Source organism: Bifidobacterium platyrrhinorum (genome assembly GCF_010667645.1).
GTDB lineage: Bacteria > Actinomycetota > Actinomycetes > Actinomycetales > Bifidobacteriaceae > Bifidobacterium > Bifidobacterium platyrrhinorum.
This window is the reverse complement of record NZ_WHZV01000010.1, coordinates 64,895-86,223: the sequence shown is the minus strand read 5'-3', so window position 1 is coordinate 86,223 and position 21,329 is coordinate 64,895. Positions and strand designations below refer to the sequence as shown.

Below are 21,329 nucleotides of genomic sequence, written 5' to 3'. Positions count from 1 at the left end.
ATGAACTGGCAATCATTGACTATAAAGAAGTAGTACAAACACACTCTTGAGTTCTCAAACCACCACCACACCAACACGCGAACCAACCACCACAAGAGAGGGAACCGGCCCGCCGCGCCGAGCGGCAACAGATGAAAAACATACACGCCCCACCACCAAAACACAAACCGGGGCACGAAAAACCAGAGGAAACCCTTGCAAACACAAGGCTCCCTCGGCGTGTCGCAAACAGGCTCCAAACGCCTGCCGTCACAACTCAGCGTACCCGGAAGGCATTGAAGCCGCCCGATGCATCCGAAATACAGACATCGAATGGCACCATATCCCCGAAGGCGATCATCGTCGCATCCAAATTCCTCGCCCCAATACAGCAGGAACGGACATGCACGACGGCGGCCGACACACGATGCACCGGTAACGCCACATGCGAAAAAGCTCCCCTGCCATGAAAAAACCATGGAAGGGGAGCTCTGATGCGGGAGGGTGAATCTACCGCGATACGCTCACTGCTTGGTGCTGGCGTAGTAGGCGGCGCCGACGATGCCGGCCTCGTTGCGCAGCGTGGCGGGCACGATCGGGGTCTTGACCTCGATGAACGGCAGGAACTTGTCCGCCTTGCGGCTCACGCCGCCGCCGACGACGAACAGGTCCGGGTTGAAGTACTTCTCCAGCAGGCCGTAGTACTTGGTGAGACGCTTGGCCCACTTCTTGTAGCCGAGCTCCTCCTGCTCGCGGATGGAGCTGGCCGCGTACTTCTCGGCGTCCGGGTGCTTGTCGTTGAGGATGAGGTGGCCAAGCTCGGTGTTGGGCACGAGCACGCCGTCGATGATGAGCGCGGTGCCGATGCCGGTGCCGAGCGTGGTGGCGATGACGAGGCCCTCCTTGCCCTTGGCGGCGCCGAACTGCTGTTCGGCCAGGCCGGCGGCGTCGGCGTCGTTGACGACGGTGACGGGTCGGCCCGCGGCCTCGGAGAACACGGCGGTGACGTCCACGCCCACCCAGGACTGGTCCAGGTTGGCCATGAAGTCGAGCGGCTTGCCGGGCTTGATGGGGGCCGGGAAGGCGATGCCGACCGGGGCGGATTCGGGCACCTCGAAGTGGTCGAGCTGCTGGCGCACGATCTTGGCGACGGCGTCCGGGGTGGAGACCTCGGGGGTGAGGATCTTGAGGCGCGGCTCGGCGAACTCGCCCTTCTCGAGGTTGACGGGCGCGGCCTTGATGCCGGAGCCGCCGATGTCAATGCCGAAGGCCTGTGCGGTTTCAATCATCGTCGATCTCTCCTTACGTATGCATGGAATTGGTTCCCTACCAACATCTGTATCGTAACGCCGCCGCATCCCAAACCGCGGGTTTCCGCCCACATGTCGTGCACACGTTTGCACGCACGTCCTCCCCGACGCAAGGGCCGCACGACGATCGACAAGGCGATAACGGAAGGCTCGGGAACGGGACGACGGACAACGGGGGCATGACCCGCGGAACGTACGGGAACGCGACGATATGAAACCGGAACAGCCACGGAGGAGAGGAACGGCACGGCCCGCAAACGTACGCAACGGACGGGAACGCACGAGGGCCGGCCCGGTGGAACAGACACCGGACCGACCCTCGCAAGGAACCGGAGCCCGCCGGGCGCGTCCGAAACATCGGACGAGGCCGCGGCGGGCGACGACGGATCAGAACATCGACTTGAACGACGACACGGCGGAGGCCGCGCCGGAGATGCCGAGGATGAGGAAGAACACGAGCAGGATCAGGCCGCCGATGAGCACGCCGAAGATCCACAGCCAGGTCTTGTCGAGCTTGCGGGTGGCGGTGCCCTGCGCGATGATCGCGCCCGGGGCGGCGAGGATGTACAGGATGCCCATCATGAACAGGAGCACGGAGAGCACGATCATGCCGGAGCCGATGAGCGCAAACAGGAACGCCACGAGGTACAGGGCGACCATCGGCATGAACTTCTGGGCGAGTTCGGTGTGCAGCGCGGCGAACGAGATCGGGTCGCCCATGAGCTTGCGGCCGAGCAGGCTGATGAGCACCACGATGTAGATGAGCGCGGAGTAGGTGATCCAGCCCTTGAAGAGCTCGCCGATCGGCACGCTGGCGCTGACCTGCGGCGCGGAGGTGCCGGTGAGGGAGCCCAGCTCGCCGAGGATGCCGTTGCCGACGCTGGTGGCGGCGCTGAGCGCCTTGCTCTGCCACATGTAGACGGTGAGGGCCATGAGCAGGCCGTTGAACACGAGCGGGATGATGGGCCACCAGGCCTGCACGTTGGCGAACTTGCGCGACGGGGTCTTGAACGACTCAAGCAGCCATCCGAAGAACGCCTTGCTGGCCTCGCTCTGCGCGCTCGGCGCGGCCGGGGCCGGGGCGGGCTGGCCCGGAACGGGGGCGCCCGGCGCGGCCGGCGCGGGCTGCTGGTAGGTGAAATGCGGCTGCTGCGGCGCACCCGGGGCGGGGGCGGCGGGCTGAGCGGCCGGGGCGGCGTACTGCGGGGCCGCCGGCGCGGGGGCCGGGGCGGCGGGAGCGGGAACCGGCGCCGGAGCCGGGGCGGCCGGGGCAGCGGCGGCGGGCTGAGCGGCCGCGTCGGTCATCGGCTGGCCGCATCCGCGGCAGAAACGCGCCCCCTCGGGGTTCTCGGTACCGCAATGATTGCACTTCTTCATTTCTTCTCCTTCGAGATAGGCACACGCCATCGCTTCGGATGCGCGGCACTTACCCAACAGGCATCATTCTAGTCACCGTCGTCGCTTTCCGACCGATTTCCGTCCATGAAAAGCCCCCGTCGCCCGTATTGTTGCCCCGTGATACACCCCCGTCGCACCCGCGGTCACCCGTCGGCCGCCCGTCAGCCGCCCGACTTCGCCGCGGGCACCGCCCGAACATCGCCACCCGCCGGTGCCATAATGGTGGGCATGGCTGAACATACGCAATTGATCGATGCGGTGAACATCCGCACCGCCATCCGTTCCTACGACGACGAGCCGATCGACGACGACACGGCCCGCCAGCTCGACATGACCCTCGCCCCGCTCAACCTGCTCGGCGACCTGCACCTGCAGTTGGTGCGCGACCGCCCCCAGGTGTTCGCGGAGGCGAACGCCTCCGGGCATCTCAGGAACGCGGCGAACTATCTGGCCGTCGTCGGTCCGAAGGACGATGCGGAAGCGAAGGAGCGCGCCGGCTTCTACGCGGAGCGCGCCGTGCTCGCCGCGACCCTCAGGGGCCTGGGCACCCTGTGGGTGGCGGGCAGCTGGGACCGTGCGGAGGCGGCGAGGCACTGCCATATCCGCAACGGCGAGGAGCTGTATCTGGCCGTGGTGATCGGACATCCGGAGCATCATGTGGAGCGCATGGCGAAATCGTACGAGGAGCTCGCCGAGTTCCAGCGCACGCACCGCCCCACGAAGTCGTTCGAACAGTTCACGGCCGGCATGTCCGACGAGGCGCGCGACGCGGCGCCGGCGTGGTTCAGGGCGGGCGTCGAGGCGGCGATGAAGGCGCCGAGCGCGATGAACCGACAGCCGGTCACGTTCACCTATAACGCCGACGACGACACGGCCGCCGCGCACATCGACCCCTCGGCGGGCGACGAGCATTGGGCGCTCAACGATCTGGGCATCGCGAAGCTGCACTTCCAGATCGGCGCCGGCCAGGGCCAGTGGGCGTGGGGCGACGGCGGCCTGTTCCTGCACAAGTAGCCCGCCGGGCGCGCGCCTTCGACGCTCAGTCGTCGGTCGCGTCGGATTCGTACGACCGGGCGCGGCGGCGGATGGCGGCGAAGACGAGTCCCGCGACGCCGACGGCGACGGTGAGCGCGCCGATGCCGGCGATGTCGGCGCCGGTCATGGCGGTGTTGCCTGGGTTGGCCGGCTTGTCGTGTTCGCCCGGTTCGGGCGGGGTGACGGTGCCGTTGTCGCCGAACTTGGGTTCGACGGTGACGTTCAGGGCAGGCGCGCCGCCGGTCAGGTCGTTGCCGTCGGGGACGGAGACGAGGAACGGGTCGCACGTGTATTTCGTGTTCGCGGAGGCGACGTGTGTGCGTGCGACGAGGTAGATGCCGACGGCGAGGCGCGTGAACGTGGTGCGCCCGTTCGCGTCGGTCACGCCGGTCGTGGCGTAGAGGCGGTGTTCGGCCGCGTGGGCGTCCATGCGTTTGGCGGCCGCGTTGAGCTGGGACGAGGTGAGCTTGGCCCAGTCGGCGTCGAAGCGGGAGAACGCGTCGAGCGTGTGGAACGCGGTGATGGTGCCGTTGTCGTCGAGGTCGGCGGAGGCGACGCGCACGATCGAGTAGGTGTCGCCGGCGAGCGGCACGGCATCGTCCTGCCCGCGGTCCCATTGTGCGTCGATGGTGAGCGATCCGGTGACGGCGGCGGCCCGCGCGGTCGCGGGCGCGGTGGCGAGCCCGGTGACGGCGGCGAACAGGACGGCGATCGCGAGGCATGCGGCGAGAAGCGGTCCCGCCAGCGTGCGGGGCATGCCGATCGCTCCGCGCTGGGCGTGGTTATGCATGTCTGCCATGTCTGGCCGGTCCTTTCCTCTTGGTCGTGCGGCGTGCGCCGGTGTGTGACGAAGTCGTGGCGGTCGGCGGCGCGTTTCGGCGCCGGCGTCGGTGCTGGGCCACGCGCCATCCGACGAGCAGGGCGATCAGGCCCAGGCTGGGCAGCAGGTACTGCAGGGGGATGTCGACGTGGAACGTGGGTTTGGAGTCCTCGTCCATGGCGGGCGTGTAGGGGATTCGGTGGGCCCGCACGAGCAGGCGGTGCGTGTTGACCGCGTACGGCGTGCACGTGATGAGCGTGACCTGGTCCTTGCCCGGGTCGATGGCGAGTTCCTTGGTGTCGGTCGGCAGCACCGTGGTGATGCGGTCGACCTGGTAGGCGTAGGTGTCCTTGAGGATCCTGATGTAGAAGCGGTCGCCCTTTTTCATCAGGTTCAGGTCGGTGAACAGTTTGGCGGTCGGGAGTCCCCGATGCCCGGAGAGGGCCGCGTGCGTGCTCGCGCCGCCGACAGGCAGCGATGTGCGTTCGAGGTGGCCGATGCCGACCTGCAGCACCTTTTCGGCGGTGCCGTGGTAGATCGGCATGGTCTCCTTGAGGCGGGGCACGGTGATGTAGCCCATCATGCCGTCGCCGGCGAGGTTGAGGAGCTTCATGTACTCGGCGTCGGTGGCCTCGGTGTTCACCGCGCCGGTGAGGGCGCTGGTATTGCCGGAGCTTTCCTGGGCGAGCTTGGCGTTGTAGGCGTGCGCGGCCTCGAGCATGTTGCGGTATTCCTCGTCGGAGAGCGCTTCGACCGCCGCGTCGTAGTTGCTCACGACGCGGGAGGCGTTCTTCATGACGAGGAAGTTGCTGATCGTCGGGTAGAACAGCACGAGCAGTCCTATCACGATGACGAGCAACGGCGCGAGGCCGCGCAGCTTCTTTCCCATGGATCTCCTTGGTGGGGCCTTCCCCGGTCAGGGAAGGCCGGTGCCCCGGTTCCCTTGACACGGGTCAGGGGAACCGGGGGTCAACGGCGGTCTCAGGCCGCGTGGCGGGACTTGCGGTTGGACTTGACGTACCAGGCCGCGCCGAGGGCCACGATGGCCACGCCGAACACGGTGAACAGCACGGTGCCCATGCCGCCGGTGTTGGGGAGGAGCGCGCCCTTCTTGTTCTCGATGCTGACGACCGGAATCTTCACGGTCTCACTCGGAGCGGAGCCGTTGACCGTCCAGCCTTTCAGAGCGCCGGTGGTCTGGTCGATGTCGGCGACGATCTTGACCTCAACGGGATCGGAGAGCTTGTTGAAGCCATTCGGGGCGAAGGTCTCCTGCAGATAGTACGTGCCCTCCTTGAGGCCGGTGAACTCGATGTTGCCGCTGGCCGGGGTCTCGACCTCGGTCACCTTATCGGCATCAGCGTCACTGGTCGCAGCCGGACGATACACATTATCGCTCTTCGCGACGAGGGAGATCGCCGTGGTCTTGTCGGAGCTCAGCAGCTGGAACTTCGCACCTTCGAGGGCCTTGTCCTCGTTCTGGTCGTTCTTGTAGAACTTCTTCAGGTTGAAGTTGAAGGTGTAGCTGTGGGTCTCGGACGGAGTGGACTCGCCGATGTTCTCCTCGCTCGGGCCGTTGCTGTACTGGACCTTGGCGGAGTTGAAGTTGCCCTTGTCATCACCGGAGGGGGTGCCGACGAACGCATCCTTGTTCAGGGTCGCGGAGTACTTGACGAGGATGGCCTTGCCAGCCTTGGTGTCGTTGTCGGTCTTGACGTAAGTGGACAGGTCGATGGTGAGGGTTCGATTGTTGTAGGTCGGAGTGAAATCGCCGGTGCCAAGTTCGGTGGCATCGTCACCGGTACCGACCGTGACCTTGACGTCATTGTTGTAGTCAAGACCCTGGGACAGGGTATCGACGATCTTGAAGGTGTAATTATCGTATTCGCTGGTGTCCGGGACCTTGGACTTGAGCTGGAAGTTCACCGTGCTGCCGATCTGGGCGCTGTCGCCCTTCTTGTCGGAGTCGATGGTCTTGTCGACGGTCGGGTATTCGGACTTCAGGTCGATGTTCGTGGGCTTCGAGGTGGATGTGACGTTGACGAGCATCGCATCGGTGTGGCGGCTGCTGGAGGTGGAGCCGGCCTCCGGGCTCACCACGTAGTAGCCGAGCGGGAGGTTGGTGAAGGTGGCGACATACTTGCCGTTGGAGGCTTCCGCCTTCGGAGCCGGAGTCACTGCCGTGGCGATGTTGTGCGTGCCGTCCTTGGCCCAGTTGGACGCCTTGGTGGCGAACTCGGCCAGGTCCTTGCCCCCGTTCTTGTCCTTCAGGCTGTACACGTACTCGTAGGCCTTCTCGGAGACGTTGGCATCGGTCACATCAAGACCGAACTCGGTCGCCTTGGCTTTGAAGAACGCATCCCAGTTGTTCACCAGCGTGTAGGTGGCGTTCTGGCCGTCGGCGGACGGCTCGCCCTTGAACATCTGGTAGGCGTTCACGGACTTGCCTTCGAAGGCGGCGTTCGTGCTGGTGACGGTCAGCGTGCCGGTGGTGTTGGCGGCGCCGTCCGCATTGGCGGTGCTGGCGCCGAGGCCGGCGATGCCGAGCATGGTGGCGGCGGCGAGGACGCCGGCCGCTACCTTCTTGATCAGTGAGTTCATCACTGTTCCTTTCTCTGTTCCTTACCGGTTCCGGTCGTTCCGGAGCCGATGATGGTTACATTGGCTGGCCCGCCGCCGCTGGGGGCGGCGGGAAATCTGGTTATCTGGTGTGGCGACCGCGTCTGCCGCCGAACGGCAGGGCGGTGCCCACTCCCCCGGCCGTGGCCGGTTCCATACGGTTCACGCGCAGGTACCATGCGGTGCCGAGCGCAAGCATGAGCACACCGAACATGACGAACATCAGCGTGCCGTTGCCGCCGGTTTCGGGCAGGGGCGAGAAGTTCGTGACCGTGGCCACGTACTTGCCGTCCTTGTCCTTGCCGTACTTGACGGACACCGAGTAGCCGGCTTCGGCCGGGGTCTTCGTCACGGCCTTGCCGTCGGCGCCGCCGTCGGCGAAGGTCATGTTGAGTTCCTTGACGGTGTACGTGTAGTAGCGCGTCACGTCCTCGCCGTTCGGGCCGGAGCCCTTGTCCACGAAGGCGACCGGCAGGCCGGTGAGCTTCGTGCGCCAGGTGTCGCTCCACGCGGAGCCGTCGTTCTTGGCGGTCATGGTCACCGTGAACGGGTTGTCGCGCTTCTCGGTGGTGCAGTCGTCCTTGAAGCATTCGAGCTCCTTGACGGTCTGCTGCTCGCCGTTGGCGTCCGTGTAGGTGGCGGTCACCTGGAGGGTGATCGTGTCCGGGCGTTCCAGCTGGCCGTTGCGCCACACCTTCTGCAGGGTGAGGTCCACGGTCTTGCAGCCGTTCTTGCCGCACGGGTCCTGGCCGTCGTCCGGTTCGGGCGTGACGCCGCCGTTGTTGCCGGACACCGCCTTGTCGAGCATGAGCACCGCCTTGGCGGCCGTGTCGTACGCCTTGAGCTGTTCGTCGGCCACGCCGACGCCGGAGCGCACGGCGCCCTTGATGCCGACCCACTTGGTCTTGTCGTCGCCGGCGGCCTGGCTGTTGGCGTGGTCGCCGTCGTACGTGTTGACCGTCTTGAACAGTTCCACCGTGTAGGCGTCGAGTCCGGTGTCGGCGTCGGCCACGCCGACGGCGATGCGGTCGCCGTCCTTGGTCTTCGCCTCGGTGCGATTCCCGTCGGCGGAGCGGTACACGCGGTACGTGTTGTACCGGTTCTCGTTCCTGCCGTCCGCGCCCTTCTCCTGGACGGGGCCGACGATGTCGCTCATGCTGTTGAAGCTCCATGCCGTCTTGAGCAGCGTGTACGAGAACGGGTCCACCAGGCCGCTGGTGCCGCGGACCACGTCCGCACGGACCATGGCGTCCTTGGCGAGCACGCCTTCGTCGTTGAGTCCGGCGAAGCCGCCCGCGTAGCCGGTGGCGAGGCCTTCCGTGCCGTCGGAGTCCTGGGTGGCGCCGCCGCCGAACACGTCGTAGCCGTCGGTGATGCCGGTGGCGGTGGACGCCTCGACGCGCGTGCGGTTGCCCTTGATGAGTTGGATGCTGAGGTTCTTCTTCGCGGCGTTCTTGTCGATGCCGTCCTTGCTGCACGGCAGTTCGATGACCGAATCGCCGATGGTGACCCTCGCCACGTCGGATCTGCTCGAATTGTCCTGGTCGGGCTGGGCGAGGGAGACGCCGATCTTGAGGCCGAACAGGTTCACGTACAGCACGTCGCCGTCGGCGAGCACCTTGAGGTCGAAGACCTTGCCGATGTTCGGGAACCACTTGCCGAGGTTGATGACGCCCAGGCCCTGCGCCTTGTCGACGTACAGGAGCTTGACGAGCGCGTCGACCACTTCGAGCAGCACCCCGACCAGCAGGGAGTTCGCCTCCACGTCGACCAGGTAGGCGCGCTTGGTCTCGCCCACGAAGCCGCCGGCGATCTCGCCGCTGGTGACCTTCTTGAGCGCGTCCGCCGTGCAGTCCTTGACGCGTGCGAGGTCCGCGAGTCCCGCGAAGCCTCCCGCGACCTCGCGGCCGGTGGCCGTTTCGGTGCCCTTGCCGTAGTCGGAGGTGCCGTGCGTGGCGTCGACCGTGTAGCCGGCGGTGATGCCGGTGACGGAGGAGCCGTCCACGTGGGAGCCCCAGATCTCGAGCACGCCCGCGGTCAGGCCGAGCACGTTGAACAGGTCGTCGCCGATCTGCGTCTTGTCGGCGGAGACGGTGCCGGATTTGCCGAGGTGGCCGACGAAGCCGCCCGCGTTGTTGACGCCCTCCACGCTGTTGAGGTTCGTGACCTTGGACTGCTTGACGGAGCCGTTGATGACGCCGCCCGCGAAGCCGCCGGCCGAACCGGTGAAGCGGGTCGAGTCGAGCATGCCCTTCCTGGTGGCGGTGCGCGCCTTGACCTGGATGCCGTCGGCGACGCCGTCCACGCGGCCGTCGTAGATGAACGTGCGGAACGCTTCGAGCACGCCCACGTTGCCGACCTTGAGGAGCTTGAACAGGAGGTCGGTGACCTGCTGCTTGTCGTTGTCGCCCATCTCGCCGCCGCCCACGGAGGCGACGGAGGAGATGTCGGCGAGGCCGACGAAGCCGCCCGCGTACTGGCCGCCCTCCACGCCGCGCAGACCGGTGACGGTCACCTCGGACGGGTCGTTCTTCGCGGTGTCCACGCCGGTGCCGGTGCCCTTGGCGGAGTCGCGGTCGCCGAGGATGGCGGCCTGCAGGGAGCCGGCGAAGCCGCCGGCGTTGAGCGCGTAGGCGGTGGTGCCGTCGGTCGCCTGGTAGGCGCCGCCCTCCACGGTGTAGCCCCATTCGCTGCTGTCGGCGCTCACGTGCGCGCCGCGGATGGTCGTGACCGTGGCCTGCAGCACGCTGATGAGGCCCGCCGGGTTGGCGGCCGTGCCGGAATGGTCGCCCACGAGGCCGCCGATGAGGTCGCCGAGGATGCCGTCGGTGGTGTCGTTCGTGTCCACGCCGGCGGTGGCGCCGGAGGTGGCGATGCCGACGTAGCCTCCCACGTTGTTGTGGCCGCTCACCTTGCGCAGGTTGTCCACGTCCGCGCCGGCCGCGATGGCGTCAGGGTTCTTCTCGGCGTCCAATGCGTTGCCGTTGGAGTCTCGGTCGCCCCAGATCTGGCCGCCCACGGCCATGCCGACGTAGCCGCCGGCGTTGCCGGTGCCGTTGGTGATGTTCACGCCGGTGGCCTCGACCTTCATGCCCTTGCGGTAGCCGGTCACGGAGGAGGATTTGATGACGGGCACGAACACCTGCGGCGTGGTGACGAGCGAGCCCAGGTCGACGCCGAGGCCGAGCAGGCTCACGCTGCCGAAGCGGGCGGCCGAACCGGATTCCATGGTGCCCGCGTAGCCGCCGGCCGAACGCATGGCGGAGACGGTCCGCACGTCCCACGACTGGCCGTCGGTGATGGTGCCGGTGCGCATGATGCCCACGTGGCCGCCGGCCACGCCGGAGTCGCGCAGGTGGGCGTCGGCCTTGTACCCGTCACGGCCCGCGACCACGTTGAAGCCGTACACGTAGCCGGCGAGGTAGGCGTCGAGCTTCTCCTGCGTGTCGATGTCGCTCTTCCTGTTTTGGAGGACCTCGTCGAACTCCTTGCCGTAGGCGCCGTACTTGCCGGTGTTGTTCACCCACGCGTCCCACTGGTCGATGCTCGCGTTGCGCAGCGGGCCGTCGACCTTGGTGTGCTCCTCGGTCGGGTAGACGAGCTCGAGCGCGCCGAGCACGTCGTTGACCTCGACCAGTCCGGACAGCAGGCTGATGGACCCGCCGTCGGCGGTGTCCGCGGCCTCCATGAAGCCGGTGTAGCCGCCGGCGATCTCCTGGCCGTACACGCTGCGGATGCGGGACGCGTATGCGGTTTCGGGCGTGGGCTTGTCCACGTCCTTGCCGCGGATGCTGGACCAGTCGCGCGTGTCCATGCCCCAGATGTGGCCGCCGCGGTTGTGACCCACGTAGCCGCCGGCCATGCCGCGGCGCGTCTTCTCGCCGGAGGTCGCCTGGGCGCGCACGGCGCCGCCGCAGATGGCCGCATCGGTGGACGAGTTGCGGATGGTGGGCACGAAGTCCTGCACGAGGGACAGGAGATTGTCGACGTTGGCGATCCTCTTGACCACGTCCGCGTCCTTGAGCACGTTCGCCACGGCGCCGGGCTGCATGGTGCCCACGTAGCCGCCGGCCGAGATCTGGCCGATGATGTACACGAACTCGTGCGCGTCGGACTGCTGGATGTGGCCGCCTTCGATGTCGCCGACGAAGCCGCCGGCCATGCCGAGCGGGTTGTCCTTGTCGGAGGTGTCGCTGGCGCGCACCGAGTAGCCGCCGATGCCGCCGGTCACGTCGGACCGTTCCACGGTGGAGACGATGACGTCGAGCGCGCTGAGCAGGTCGCTCAGGTCGATGGCGCCGCCCAACAGGCTGATGCTGTCGGCCACGGCCGCGGTGGAGCCGATGTCGATCTTGCCGATGTAGCCGCCCGCGTAGCGGGCGCCGTCCACCGCGTACTTGCTGGCCTGGTCGTTGAGATAGGTGTTCGCGATCTGCGTCGTGTCCGTGGTCTCGAGGTCCGAGGGCGCCTTGACGTCGGTGCGGCGCAGCTGGGTGACCGACGAGCTGGAGATCTGCGCGGCGGAGACGTAGCCGGCGAAGCCGCCGGCGGAACCGGATTCGGCGTCGCCGGAGTCGAGGCGGCGCGCGGTGACGAGCAGGCCGTAGTCGGCGTTGCCGTCGGCCGTGCCGGTGACGGTGGTCGCGTCGGAATGCACGCCCGCGTAGACGACGAACGGCACGTACGCCTGGGCGAGGGAGAGGATGTTGGCCACGCTCACGCCGTTGAGTTTGCCGAGCACGCTCAGGCCGCCCTCGCCCGCGGAGGCGAGCGCGCCGGAGACGACCTGCCCGGCGAAGCCACCGGCGTAGGCGCCGCCGGTCACATGGTCGATGTTGACGACGGCGAACGGGTCGGCCTTCGCCTGGTCGACGAAGCCGACGAGCGCGGCGTCCTCCTGCTCCTTGTCGGTGAGGCTGTTGACGCGGCCGCTCTGGAACGTGCCCGCGAAGCCGCCGGCCTTGTCGGCTTCGACGAAGCCGCCGTCGACGTACTTCACGTCGGTGTAGATGTAGTGCGGGATGAGGTAGGGCACGGCGCCGAGCAGGTTGTCGACCTTGAGGATGCTGATGACGTTGGATCCGCCGGAGCCGTTCAACGCCTCGGCGAGGCCGCCGACGGTGGAGTATCCGACGAAACCGCCGGCCATGCCGCCGGTCTTGGAGGATTCCGCGGTGACGGACTTGAGGCCCGTCACGTGGGCGTCGGCCGTGTCGGTGGAGTTGGCCTGGCCGTAGAAGCCGCCGGCCGGGTAGGTGCCGGGGTCGCTGCCTTCGCTCACGCCCGTGGCGGCCACGGTGAAGCCCGCGTCGACGCCGGTGACGGATGCGGTGCGCACGTCGACGGAGGAGTATTCGGCGACGGACAGCAGTCCGGACAGTTTGATGAGGCCGAGCACGTCGAGGCTGGAGGCGCCGACGGCCTTGCCCGGTCCGGAGAAGCCGATGAAGCCGCCGGCTTCGGCCTTGGCGGAGACCTTGCCGAGGTTGGTGAGCGCGACGCCGGTGACGTCGCCGCCCGTGGCGCAGCCGATGGCGCCGCCGGCGTAGTTGGTCCCGGCGGTGACGGCAAGGCCGTCCTTGCCACCGGTGAGGGTGACGTTCTGGACGAGGAAGGAGGCGAACTCATTGACCTTCTTCAGGATGCTGGTGTCGCCCACGGTCAGGACGCTGTTGAGCAGGCCGGCGACCATGACCGGCTGCAGGGTGCCGGCGATGCCGCCCGCGTAGGAGCCCGCGGCGTTCACCTTGGCGAGGCCGTCGAGCGTGGTGCTGCGGGAGGCCGGGTAGGCGCGGCGCGGGTGGAGCGTCGTGTCGTACTTCCAGTACGAGAGGGTGTTGAGGTTCGCCTCGCTGGAGTCGGCGATCATGGTGCCGGATCCGGCGCCGGCGATGCCGCCCGCGTAGTCGCCCTTCGAGGTGACGGTGATGGAGGCGCGCATGTCCGCGCCGAGGATGGCGGAGGGGTTCACGCCGGCGACGGACAGCAGCATGCCGCCTTCGGCGTCGCTGGTGAGGTTGGTGATCAGCGTGACAAGGTTCTTCACCAGGGACGTGTCCGTGGCGTCGTCGGTGCCGATCTCGAGGCCCCAGCCGACGGAGGCGTAGCCGGTGAAGCCGCCGGCGTAGCCCGCGGTGTCGTTCTCCTTGCCGCTGGTGGTGGCGGTGACGTCTGCGGAGCCGGTCATGGCGTCGTTGACGGCGTAGGCGTTGGCCATGGCGCCGGCGAAGCCGCCCGCGTAGTGTTCCGCGGTGACGGTGACGCCGCCGGTGGCGTTGAGCGTGCTGCCCTCGATGAGGCTCTGCGGGCGCAGCGCGGACAGCAGGTCGATGCCGAGCGACTTGACGAGGCCGCCCACGTCGCCGTTGCGGGTCACGCCGGCGAAGCCGCCCGCGTAGTCCTTCGCCTTCACGGTGAACGCGTTGGCGCTGGTGACGGAGGAGTTCTCGATGATGGTGCCGATCTGCGCGCCGACGAAGCCGCCCGCGTAGGAGGAGTCGTCGTTGCCGATGACGGTGCCCTTGGAGAAACCGTCGACGGAGGAGTTCGAGATGACCGGGTTGTGGTAGCCGATGGGGATGAGCTCGCTCACCGTGAGCAGGTTGCCGTTGAGCAGCCAGGTGACGAGGTCGCCCACGCCCAGGCCGGGGATGGAGTTGAGCACCTTGCCGAGCACGTCCACAATCCCGCCGAGCGCGTCGGACAGGAGGTCGTATTCGGTCTCGCCGGTGGAATAGCCGACGAAGCCGCCGGTCATGCCCTTCACGTTGGAGACCTTCGCGTCGGCGACCTCGCAGTCGCTGATGCGCACCTGGCCGTCCACGCGGCCGGCGAACGCGCCGGTGGCGAACAGGGTCGGGTCCTTGGCGCGCAGGGTGAGCAGGTCCGTAAGCAGTCCTTTGAGGTTCGTGTTGACGCCGGGGAGGAGATGCGTCGCCCAGTCGACGATGCCGCCGATACCGCTGAGAAGGCCGCTGAGAACCTTGAACAGCACGCCGACCAGGGTGGCCGTGTCCTCGGTCTCGGTCGCCGTGTTGGAGACGTCGACGTGTTCGAGGCGCAGGTTGTCGACGGTGGTCGCGCCCGCGCTGGTGAGCTTGCTGCCGTCGGCCGCGATGCCCGTCGGGCTGCTCACGGTGGCGAAGAAGCCGACGCCGGACTGCTTCTGGTGGTTGATCTTGCCGGTCTGCCTCACGGTGACGTTGGAGATGACCGGCTTGGCGACCCCGCCGTTGACGCTGGCGCCGTCGGTGCCAAGCGTGCTCCACAGGGTGCCGGCGGTGGCGGTGTCGGCGCTCACGGCGCCGAGCATAGTGCCGGAGAACATGAGCGGGGTCCAGTTGGCGGAGCTCAGGTCGATGTCGCGGAAGATGATGTAGTTCGCGTCGTTCGTGTAGGTCGTGACGGCCTTGTCGACGTCGGTGTGGTTGCCGGCGTCGTCGAGCGCGTAGTACTTGGTGCGGGTCTTGCCCTCGTTGATGCCGGTCAGGCAGGTCAGCGCGCCGTCATGGTCGTTGCCCGCTTCCTCACGCAACGTGCCGTCCGCCGCGAGGTCGGCGTCGCCGGCGTATTCGACGGACTCGGAACCTTCGTTGTCCTTCCAGCCGTATTGGGCGAGGCCAAGATGCGTGCAGGTCTGCGTGACCTTGACGATGCGGCCGACGACCTTCTTGTCCGAGCCGATGGCGCGCAGCTGCTGCTCGTTGCCGATGAGGATGAACGTCTTGCCGTTGATGGTCTTGGTGACCTGGCCCTCGTAGTCGCGGCCGCCGAGCGCGCTCGTCGCGGCCTGGGGCTGCGCGGCGTCGTCCTGCGCGGCCGCGTCCTGATCATTGTTCCGCTCATCGCCCTGTGCGGAAGAGTTCTGCCCGTTCGCACCGTCGGTACCGTCGGCACCGTCCGAGGATCCCGTGCCGTCGGAGGAACCGTCGGAACCGTTGCCTGCGCCGTCGCCGGCATCACCGGTGGAGCCGTCGCCCGCGTTGTTGTCCTTGGTATTGTTGTTACCGCTCACATCACCGTGTGCGTTTGCATCGCCGCCATTGGCGTTGCCGTTCGTGTTGCTATTACCGTTGGTGCCTTCGTTGCCCGTGGAACCCGTGTCGGCCACCGTCACCGCGTTTCCGCCGGAACTCCCGTACGAGGAGGCCGCCGCGGCGACCACGGTGGGGTCGGTGACGACCTTGCCGTCGGAGATGACCGTGACCGGCGCCTCGGAGAAACCGGACGTGTCCACGGATACACGCGTGCCGGCGGCGGATGCCGAGCACGTGAGCGGCATGGCGGCGGCGAGCGCCACGGCCACGACGCGACGCCGCGTCGCGGCCGAGCGCACGTGGCGCACGACCCGGCGGACATGATTCATGACATCCGAACCACGCAACTTCCGGACACCTCCCTTTCGGCGGTCTCTGTTTCCTATCTCTTGATGTCGCAACGTCGTTGCTGCTGAGCAAAGGGTTTACCCCCCCCCCCTAGGAACAGGCGCTTTCCCCGGGGTATCGAACCGGTTGGAAAATAAGCGGACACGCCGTGCCCGTATGTCCAATATCGCAGATTCGCATCCACATCATGGACAGCGTTGCCCCTTTTCGGGTAACAGAAATCACGGATATGGCAACCGCCGGAGTGTCGGCGAAATGGCAGCGTTACCAACATATCCGGGCAGATGCGGCCGACACCGTCGAACGCATGTCAGGGGTGTCATGCGCACCCCGCCCCCGGCACTCCTTCGGCCGGTCATTGCCCGCACAGCGAAACCCGATTTGCGCAAATCCACCCATCCGCGTATACAGTTGCCTGTCAGTTTCAGGGAAGGTGCAATTCCTTACTGGCGGTAACCCGGCCCCCGGGATTCATAACGGGAGGGATCGGGAAGCCCGCGAACCGCTGCGGCGGCCGATCCGGTGAGAATCCGGAGCCAACGGTCACAGTCCGGATGGAAGAAACGGAGAGCTCAGCATGAGCGTATCTTCTGATAGCCATATCCAGTCCAAGCCGGTCGACCACGCCACCGGGACGCACGCCACGGGCGTCGCCGACTCCGGCCGCTGGTCCACCCGCCGCATCGCCGTCTACGCGCTGTTCGTCGCGCTGGCGATCGTCACCAGCTTCATCGAACTGCCGATCTTCCCGGCCGCACCGTACCTCAAATACGATCCGTCCGGCATCGTGAGCCTCATCGCCGGCTTCGCGTTCGGCCCGGCCGCCGCTGCCATCGTCTCCGTGCTCGGCTTCCTGCCGCACGCGTTCACCGACCCGTGGGGCGCCCTCATGGCGATCCTCGTCGCGCTCGCCCTGTCGCTGCCGGCGTCCGTCATCTACCGCCGCAACCGCACGCGCAAGGGCGCGATCATCGGCATCGTCGTGGGCGCGATCGTCGCGCTCGCCGCGGCCATCCTCGGCAACCTCGTCATCACGCCGATCTACGCGCACATGACCGTCGCGCAGGTCGCCGCCATGATCGTGCCGGTGCTGCTGCCGTTCAACGTGCTCAAGTTCGCGATCCACGCGGTCGTCACGTTCGTCATCTACAAGCCGATCACCAAGCTGCTCGACAAGTAAACCGTGAACCTCGCCGAACTCGATCACATCCGCTTCAGCTATGACGGCGGCGCCGCCTGGGCGCTCGACGACGCCTCCCTGACCGTCCGCGAAGGCGACTACGTGGCGCTCACCGGCGCGAACGGCTCGGGCAAATCGACGCTCGCCCGCCTCATCGCGGGTCTGGCCGCCCCCGACTCGGGCACGGTGATCCTGCTCGGCCGCACCGTCTTCTCCCCCGCCGGCCCCGACGCGGACGCCTACCGTGCCGCACGCCGCGGCATCGGCGCCGTGTTCCAGAACCCCGAGGACCAGCTCGTCACCACCGTGCTCGAGGACGACGTGGCGTTCGGGCCGGAGAACCTCGGCGTGCCGCGCGACGGCGACGACGGCAACGGACGCGGCGGCATCGGCGAGCGCATCGCCGAATCATTGCACGCCGTGCGACTGGACGACATGCGCCGCGCGAACCCGATCCGCATGAGCGGCGGGCAGCAGCAGCGCGCCGCCATCGCCGGCATGCTCGCCATGCGCCCGCGCCTGCTCGTGCTCGACGAGCCGACCGCCATGCTCGACCCGCTGGCGCGGCGCGAGGTGATGGACGTGCTCGACGAACTGCATGCGGCGGGTACGACGATCGTGCACGTGACGCATCATGCGGATGAGATCGCGCGGGCCGGACGGATCGTGAGGCTTGACGGCGGGCGGGTCGTGGCCGATGGGGAGGAATGTTCGGTTTCCGGCAACGACGGCTCCGGCGTTTCCCGCTCCACTGCGGCCGGTCCTTCCCCTGCCAGGCCGGCCGGGGAGGGACGGGATGTGATGCTGTCGGTGTCGCATGTGTCGTACGCGTATGCGGGCGGGGACGGGCCGATCCTGGACGACGTGTCGCTTGAGGTGCGCGAGGGCGAGACGGTGGCGCTGATGGGCGCGAACGGTTCCGGAAAGTCGACACTGCTGCGGCTCGTGTGCGCGCTCGCCAAGCCGGATTCCGGCTCGATCACCGTGGACGGGATGCGCGTCGACACGGCGAAACGGCGAGAACTGGCCACGCTGCGCCGCACGGTGGGGCTGGTCATGCAGCATCCGGAACGGCAGCTGTTCGCGGACACGGTTCGCGACGACGTGGCGTACGGCCCCGCGAACCAAGGCCTGCCGCAAGCCGAGATCGACGAACGTGTGGACGAGGCGCTGCGTGTGGCGCGCATGAACGGGCTCGCCGACCGCTCCCCGTTCGACCTGTCCGGCGGCCAGCAGCGGCTCGCCGCCATCGCGGGGGTCATCGCCTGCCGACCGAAGCTGCTCGTCATGGACGAGCCGACCGCCGGCCTGGACGCGGACGCGCGCGAACGCGTCTACCGGCTCATCGACGACCTGCACGCGCGGGGCGTGACCGTCCTCGTCGTCACGCACAGTCATACGGAGGCGCGACGCGTGGCCGACCGGGTGGTCGACATGGCGACGCTGACCGGCGCGGGAACGACGCATGACGAGCTCGGCATCCCCGTCGGCGCCACGCACGATGCCGGTACCGGGGCCGCGGACGGAGCCCCGACCGGAACCGCCTTCGCACGTCATGACTCGGATGGTTCGCAGGCCGTCGCGCGGAGGGGGCCGCGGAACGCCCCACAACGCGCCGTACGGGACGCCTCCCGCGCGACGGCCAAATCCTCACCCGTCGCGCGGCTGGACCCGCGTGTGAAGATGGTGGCGTTCCTCGTGGCGATGTTCTCCGCGTTCGGCATCGGCGACGTTTGTCAACTGCTGGCCGGCGCGGCGTTCACCGCGGGCGTGGTGGCCGCCGCACGGCTCAGGCCCGCGAGACTGCTCGGCTCGGTGAGGATGTTCCTCGGCCTGTTCGCCGTGATGGGCCTGCTCAACGTGTTCTTCGTGCGCACCGGTTCCACGCTGTTCTCCGTCGGCCCCGTGCCGGTGACCGACGACGGCGTGGCCACGGCGGTGCTGTACACGTGCCGTTTCGCGTTGGTCATCATCCTGGGGGCCGTGTTCCTGGCGACGACCACGCCCACCGCGATCACCGACGCGTTCGCCGCGTTGCTGTCACCATTGCATCGGCTGGGCGTGCACACGCAGGAGATCGCGCTCGTATTGAGCCTCGCCCTGCGCTTCATCCCCACATTGGCCGTGGAGGCGCAGGCGGTGGCGGACGCGCAGGCGGCGCGCGGCGGCTCCATCGAGACTGGGTCGCTGCCGCAGCGGGTGAAGGCGATGACGGCGATCATCGTGCCGATCTTCGCGGGCGCGCTGCGCCATGCGGACAATCTGTCGCTCGCCCTGGACGCCCGCTGCTACGAGGAGGGCATCCGCCGCACGCATTGGCGTGTGATGCGCGTCGCCGCACGCGACGTGGCGTTCGCCGCCGTGCTCGTGCTGTATCTGGCCGCGCTCGTCGCCCTGGCCGTGGTGGCTGCCTAGCGGCCACGCTTACATGGCGAACGGTTCGTAGTAGATGTCGTCGGCGGCGACGCCCCGTCCAATCAGGAACGTGCGCCACGCCTTGAGCATGCCGTAGGGGCCGGCGATGAGGTACAGGGCGCCCGGGCGCATGGCGTCGGCGACCTCCCGCTCGTCGAACCGGCCGCCGGCGCGCAGCGTGACGTGCACGTTGGCGTGGTTGCGATCCATCGTGCGCAGATCGTCCGCGTGCACGAGGTCGTCCGCGCCGCGCGCGCCGTACAGGAGCGTCACGTCGCGCCCGGTGGGCGCATAGGCGCCCAGCAGCGACAGCAGCGGGGTGACGCCGATGCCGCCGCCGAGCATGACCAGCGGGGCTCCGGCCGGGTGTTCGTCGATGAACCGGCGGTAGCGGCCGTAGCTCGGCTGCACGTGCGCCACGGCCCCCACGGGCAGCGTGACGACGCGGCGCGTGAAATCGCCGTCGGCGCGGATGTCGAAGCGCATGGGCACGAATCCCCGTCGCGCCTGCGCCGCGGAGGACGAGTTGATCATCGAGAACGGATGGTATTCACGAAGCCCCTTGAGTTCGGGGAACCGGATGAACGTGAAGTCGCCGGGCTCCCAGCGGGCGTCCTTGGCGGGCACGTCGAGGGTGAGTTCGGTCACGCCGGGCGCGACCTGCCGCACGTCGGCCACGCGCGCGACGACGGCGCCCGCCCGCTGGCGCACCTTGGAGGCCACGTACCAGACGAACACGGCGGCGGTGGCCGCGTCGAACAGGATGATGAACGGCAGGTCGTCGCGGATGAACGCGATGGACTGCACGTGCAGGAAGATGAACGCCACGGCCACGAGGTTGAGCCGGTGGATCCACACGCTCGCCTCATGGCGGAACACGCGTTCCAGGGCGCGTTTGAGCGAGGCCACCCAGCGCACGCGGGCCGACAGCCATCCGGCCATGAACACCAGCGAGTAGACGGCGAGGAAGACGAACAGATAGAGGCCGGCGCCGCCGAGCAGCTTGGTCGGGCCCTCGGCGGGCAGCAGGTTGGCGTGCAGGAACGCGAGCGCGATGGCCAGCAGGCTGAGCACGCCGTGGATCATAAACATGTGCGGCAGGCCCACCGTGCGGTCCACCCAGCGGGGCCGGCCGGCCAGGTAGACGGCGGCGAGCATCCACACGTAGGCGATGACGCCGATGCCGATGCCGGCGGCCATGTCCGCGTAGAAGGCGGGCAGGCCGGCGCGCAGCGCGGCGAGGAACGGCAGCGGGACGACGAACAGCACCACCACCCAGGCGAGGGCGGTGGATGTGGTGATTCTACGCGTCATGACGGTGTTCATGGTCCTTTCCGAAAGGGGTCCGTGGATGGATTCGTGCGGTGTGCCCGTCGCGCATGACGAGCAGGGCGGCGAACGACGGGTCGTCCTCCCGCGCGGTCAGGGTGCGGAACCGTTCGAGCCCGGCGGCGACCGCGGTGGTCGCCCACATGTCCGCGTCGGTCAGATGCGTGCCGACGACGGTGGCCTGGATGACGTCGTCGGATGGATCGCGGCCCGATCGGGACCCGTCCCACGCGGGCATGCGGTCGATGTGGCCGCCGCGCTTCGACAGGCCGCTGGTGGCCACGGCCCCGCATCCCAGACGCACGGTGCCGGCGAGCATGTCCGCGCGGCCCGGGTCCTCGATGCCGACGCCCCATGTGAAATCGGAACCGGGGCGTACGCCGGCCTGCATGTCGCCTCCCCCGCCGAGCACGGCCGCCTCGGCCCGTCCCCCGTCGAGCAGCGGTCGCAGAAAACGGTCGAACGCGCGTTCGATGGCCCATCCCTTGACCAACCCGACCGGATCGTAGCGGCCGTGGCGCATCGCCCGGAAATGCCCGCGCGTGAGGTCGGCGGCCATGGAGGCGCGCGCGTACACCTCGGCGAAGTCCGGATCGCGCAGCAGGCCTCCCCAATCGCCGCGGTTCGCCCGCGAGGTGAGCGAATCCGGCCGGAACGGGGAGAACGTGCGGTCCACGCCGGCCAGGGAACCCCGGCACGCCTCGGCGGCCACGCGCAGGGTGTCCTCGTCCGCGTGGCGCAGCCGCAGGGTGAACGGCATGGTCATGAGGTGGAAGACCGCGGTGCGCAGCGCGCCGTCGGCCGTGGAGTACAGGCGGATGCCGCCGTCCCTCGCCGTGGCCGTGGTTTCGTCGGCCATG

Annotated in this window: 11 protein-coding genes and 1 riboswitch; of the genes, 3 read left to right on the top strand and 8 right to left on the bottom strand. The window is 68.0% G+C overall.

Annotated elements, in window-relative coordinates; genetic code table 11:
- Positions 1-503: 503 nt before the first annotated feature.
- The gene (gene ppgK / locus GFD21_RS09855; RefSeq protein WP_163197797.1) at positions 504-1,268 is read right to left on the bottom strand and encodes a polyphosphate--glucose phosphotransferase; all 765 of its coding nucleotides are present in this window, start codon (positions 1,266-1,268) and stop codon (positions 504-506) included.
- A gap of 408 nt (positions 1,269-1,676) precedes the next feature.
- On the bottom strand, positions 1,677-2,666 hold the full coding sequence (locus GFD21_RS09850) for a zinc ribbon domain-containing protein (RefSeq protein WP_163197796.1): 990 nt from the start codon (positions 2,664-2,666) through the stop codon (positions 1,677-1,679).
- A 249-nt stretch (positions 2,667-2,915) separates the two neighbouring features.
- Here GFD21_RS09850 and GFD21_RS09845 point away from each other — a divergent pair, with 249 nt between their 5' ends.
- A complete protein-coding gene (locus GFD21_RS09845; protein ID WP_163197795.1) occupies positions 2,916-3,701 on the top strand; it encodes a nitroreductase family protein in 786 nt (261 codons plus the stop codon).
- A gap of 25 nt (positions 3,702-3,726) precedes the next feature.
- On the opposite strand, the gene GFD21_RS09840 is transcribed toward GFD21_RS09845, so the two are convergent.
- From GFD21_RS09840 to GFD21_RS09825, 4 genes are all read right to left on the bottom strand, one after another.
- A complete protein-coding gene (locus GFD21_RS09840) occupies positions 3,727-4,521 on the bottom strand; it encodes an isopeptide-forming domain-containing protein (protein WP_163197794.1) in 795 nt (264 codons plus the stop codon).
- The gene (locus GFD21_RS09835) at positions 4,505-5,431 is read right to left on the bottom strand and encodes a class C sortase (RefSeq protein WP_163197793.1); all 927 of its coding nucleotides are present in this window, start codon (positions 5,429-5,431) and stop codon (positions 4,505-4,507) included. Before GFD21_RS09835 ends, GFD21_RS09840 begins: the two co-directional genes overlap by 17 nt.
- A 92-nt stretch (positions 5,432-5,523) precedes the next feature.
- Positions 5,524-7,143 (bottom strand): SpaH/EbpB family LPXTG-anchored major pilin, encoded by a 1,620-nt coding sequence (locus tag GFD21_RS09830; protein ID WP_163197792.1) that lies wholly within the window; start codon positions 7,141-7,143, stop codon positions 5,524-5,526.
- 100 nt (positions 7,144-7,243) lie between these two features.
- Entirely contained in the window at positions 7,244-15,526 is an 8,283-nt protein-coding gene (locus tag GFD21_RS09825) for an LPXTG cell wall anchor domain-containing protein (protein WP_225431782.1), read from the bottom strand.
- A gap of 435 nt (positions 15,527-15,961) precedes the next feature.
- Positions 15,962-16,115, top strand: a riboswitch (FMN riboswitch).
- 7 nt (positions 16,116-16,122) lie between these two features.
- Here GFD21_RS09825 and GFD21_RS09820 point away from each other — a divergent pair.
- Positions 16,123-16,725 (top strand): ECF transporter S component, encoded by a 603-nt coding sequence (locus tag GFD21_RS09820; protein WP_163197791.1) that lies wholly within the window; start codon positions 16,123-16,125, stop codon positions 16,723-16,725.
- Positions 16,726-16,728: 3 nt separating this feature from the next.
- On the top strand, positions 16,729-19,140 hold the full coding sequence (locus tag GFD21_RS09815; protein WP_163197790.1) for an energy-coupling factor transporter ATPase: 2,412 nt from the start codon (positions 16,729-16,731) through the stop codon (positions 19,138-19,140).
- A gap of 9 nt (positions 19,141-19,149) precedes the next feature.
- Here GFD21_RS09815 and GFD21_RS09810 read toward each other — a convergent pair whose 3' ends face one another.
- Positions 19,150-20,454, bottom strand: coding sequence for a ferredoxin reductase family protein (locus GFD21_RS09810; protein WP_163197789.1), 1,305 nt, complete (start codon positions 20,452-20,454; stop codon positions 19,150-19,152).
- Entirely contained in the window at positions 20,444-21,328 is an 885-nt protein-coding gene (locus tag GFD21_RS09805) for an FAD:protein FMN transferase (protein ID WP_163197788.1), read from the bottom strand. Before GFD21_RS09805 ends, GFD21_RS09810 begins: the two co-directional genes overlap by 11 nt.
- Between the last annotated feature and the right edge of the window lies 1 nt (position 21,329).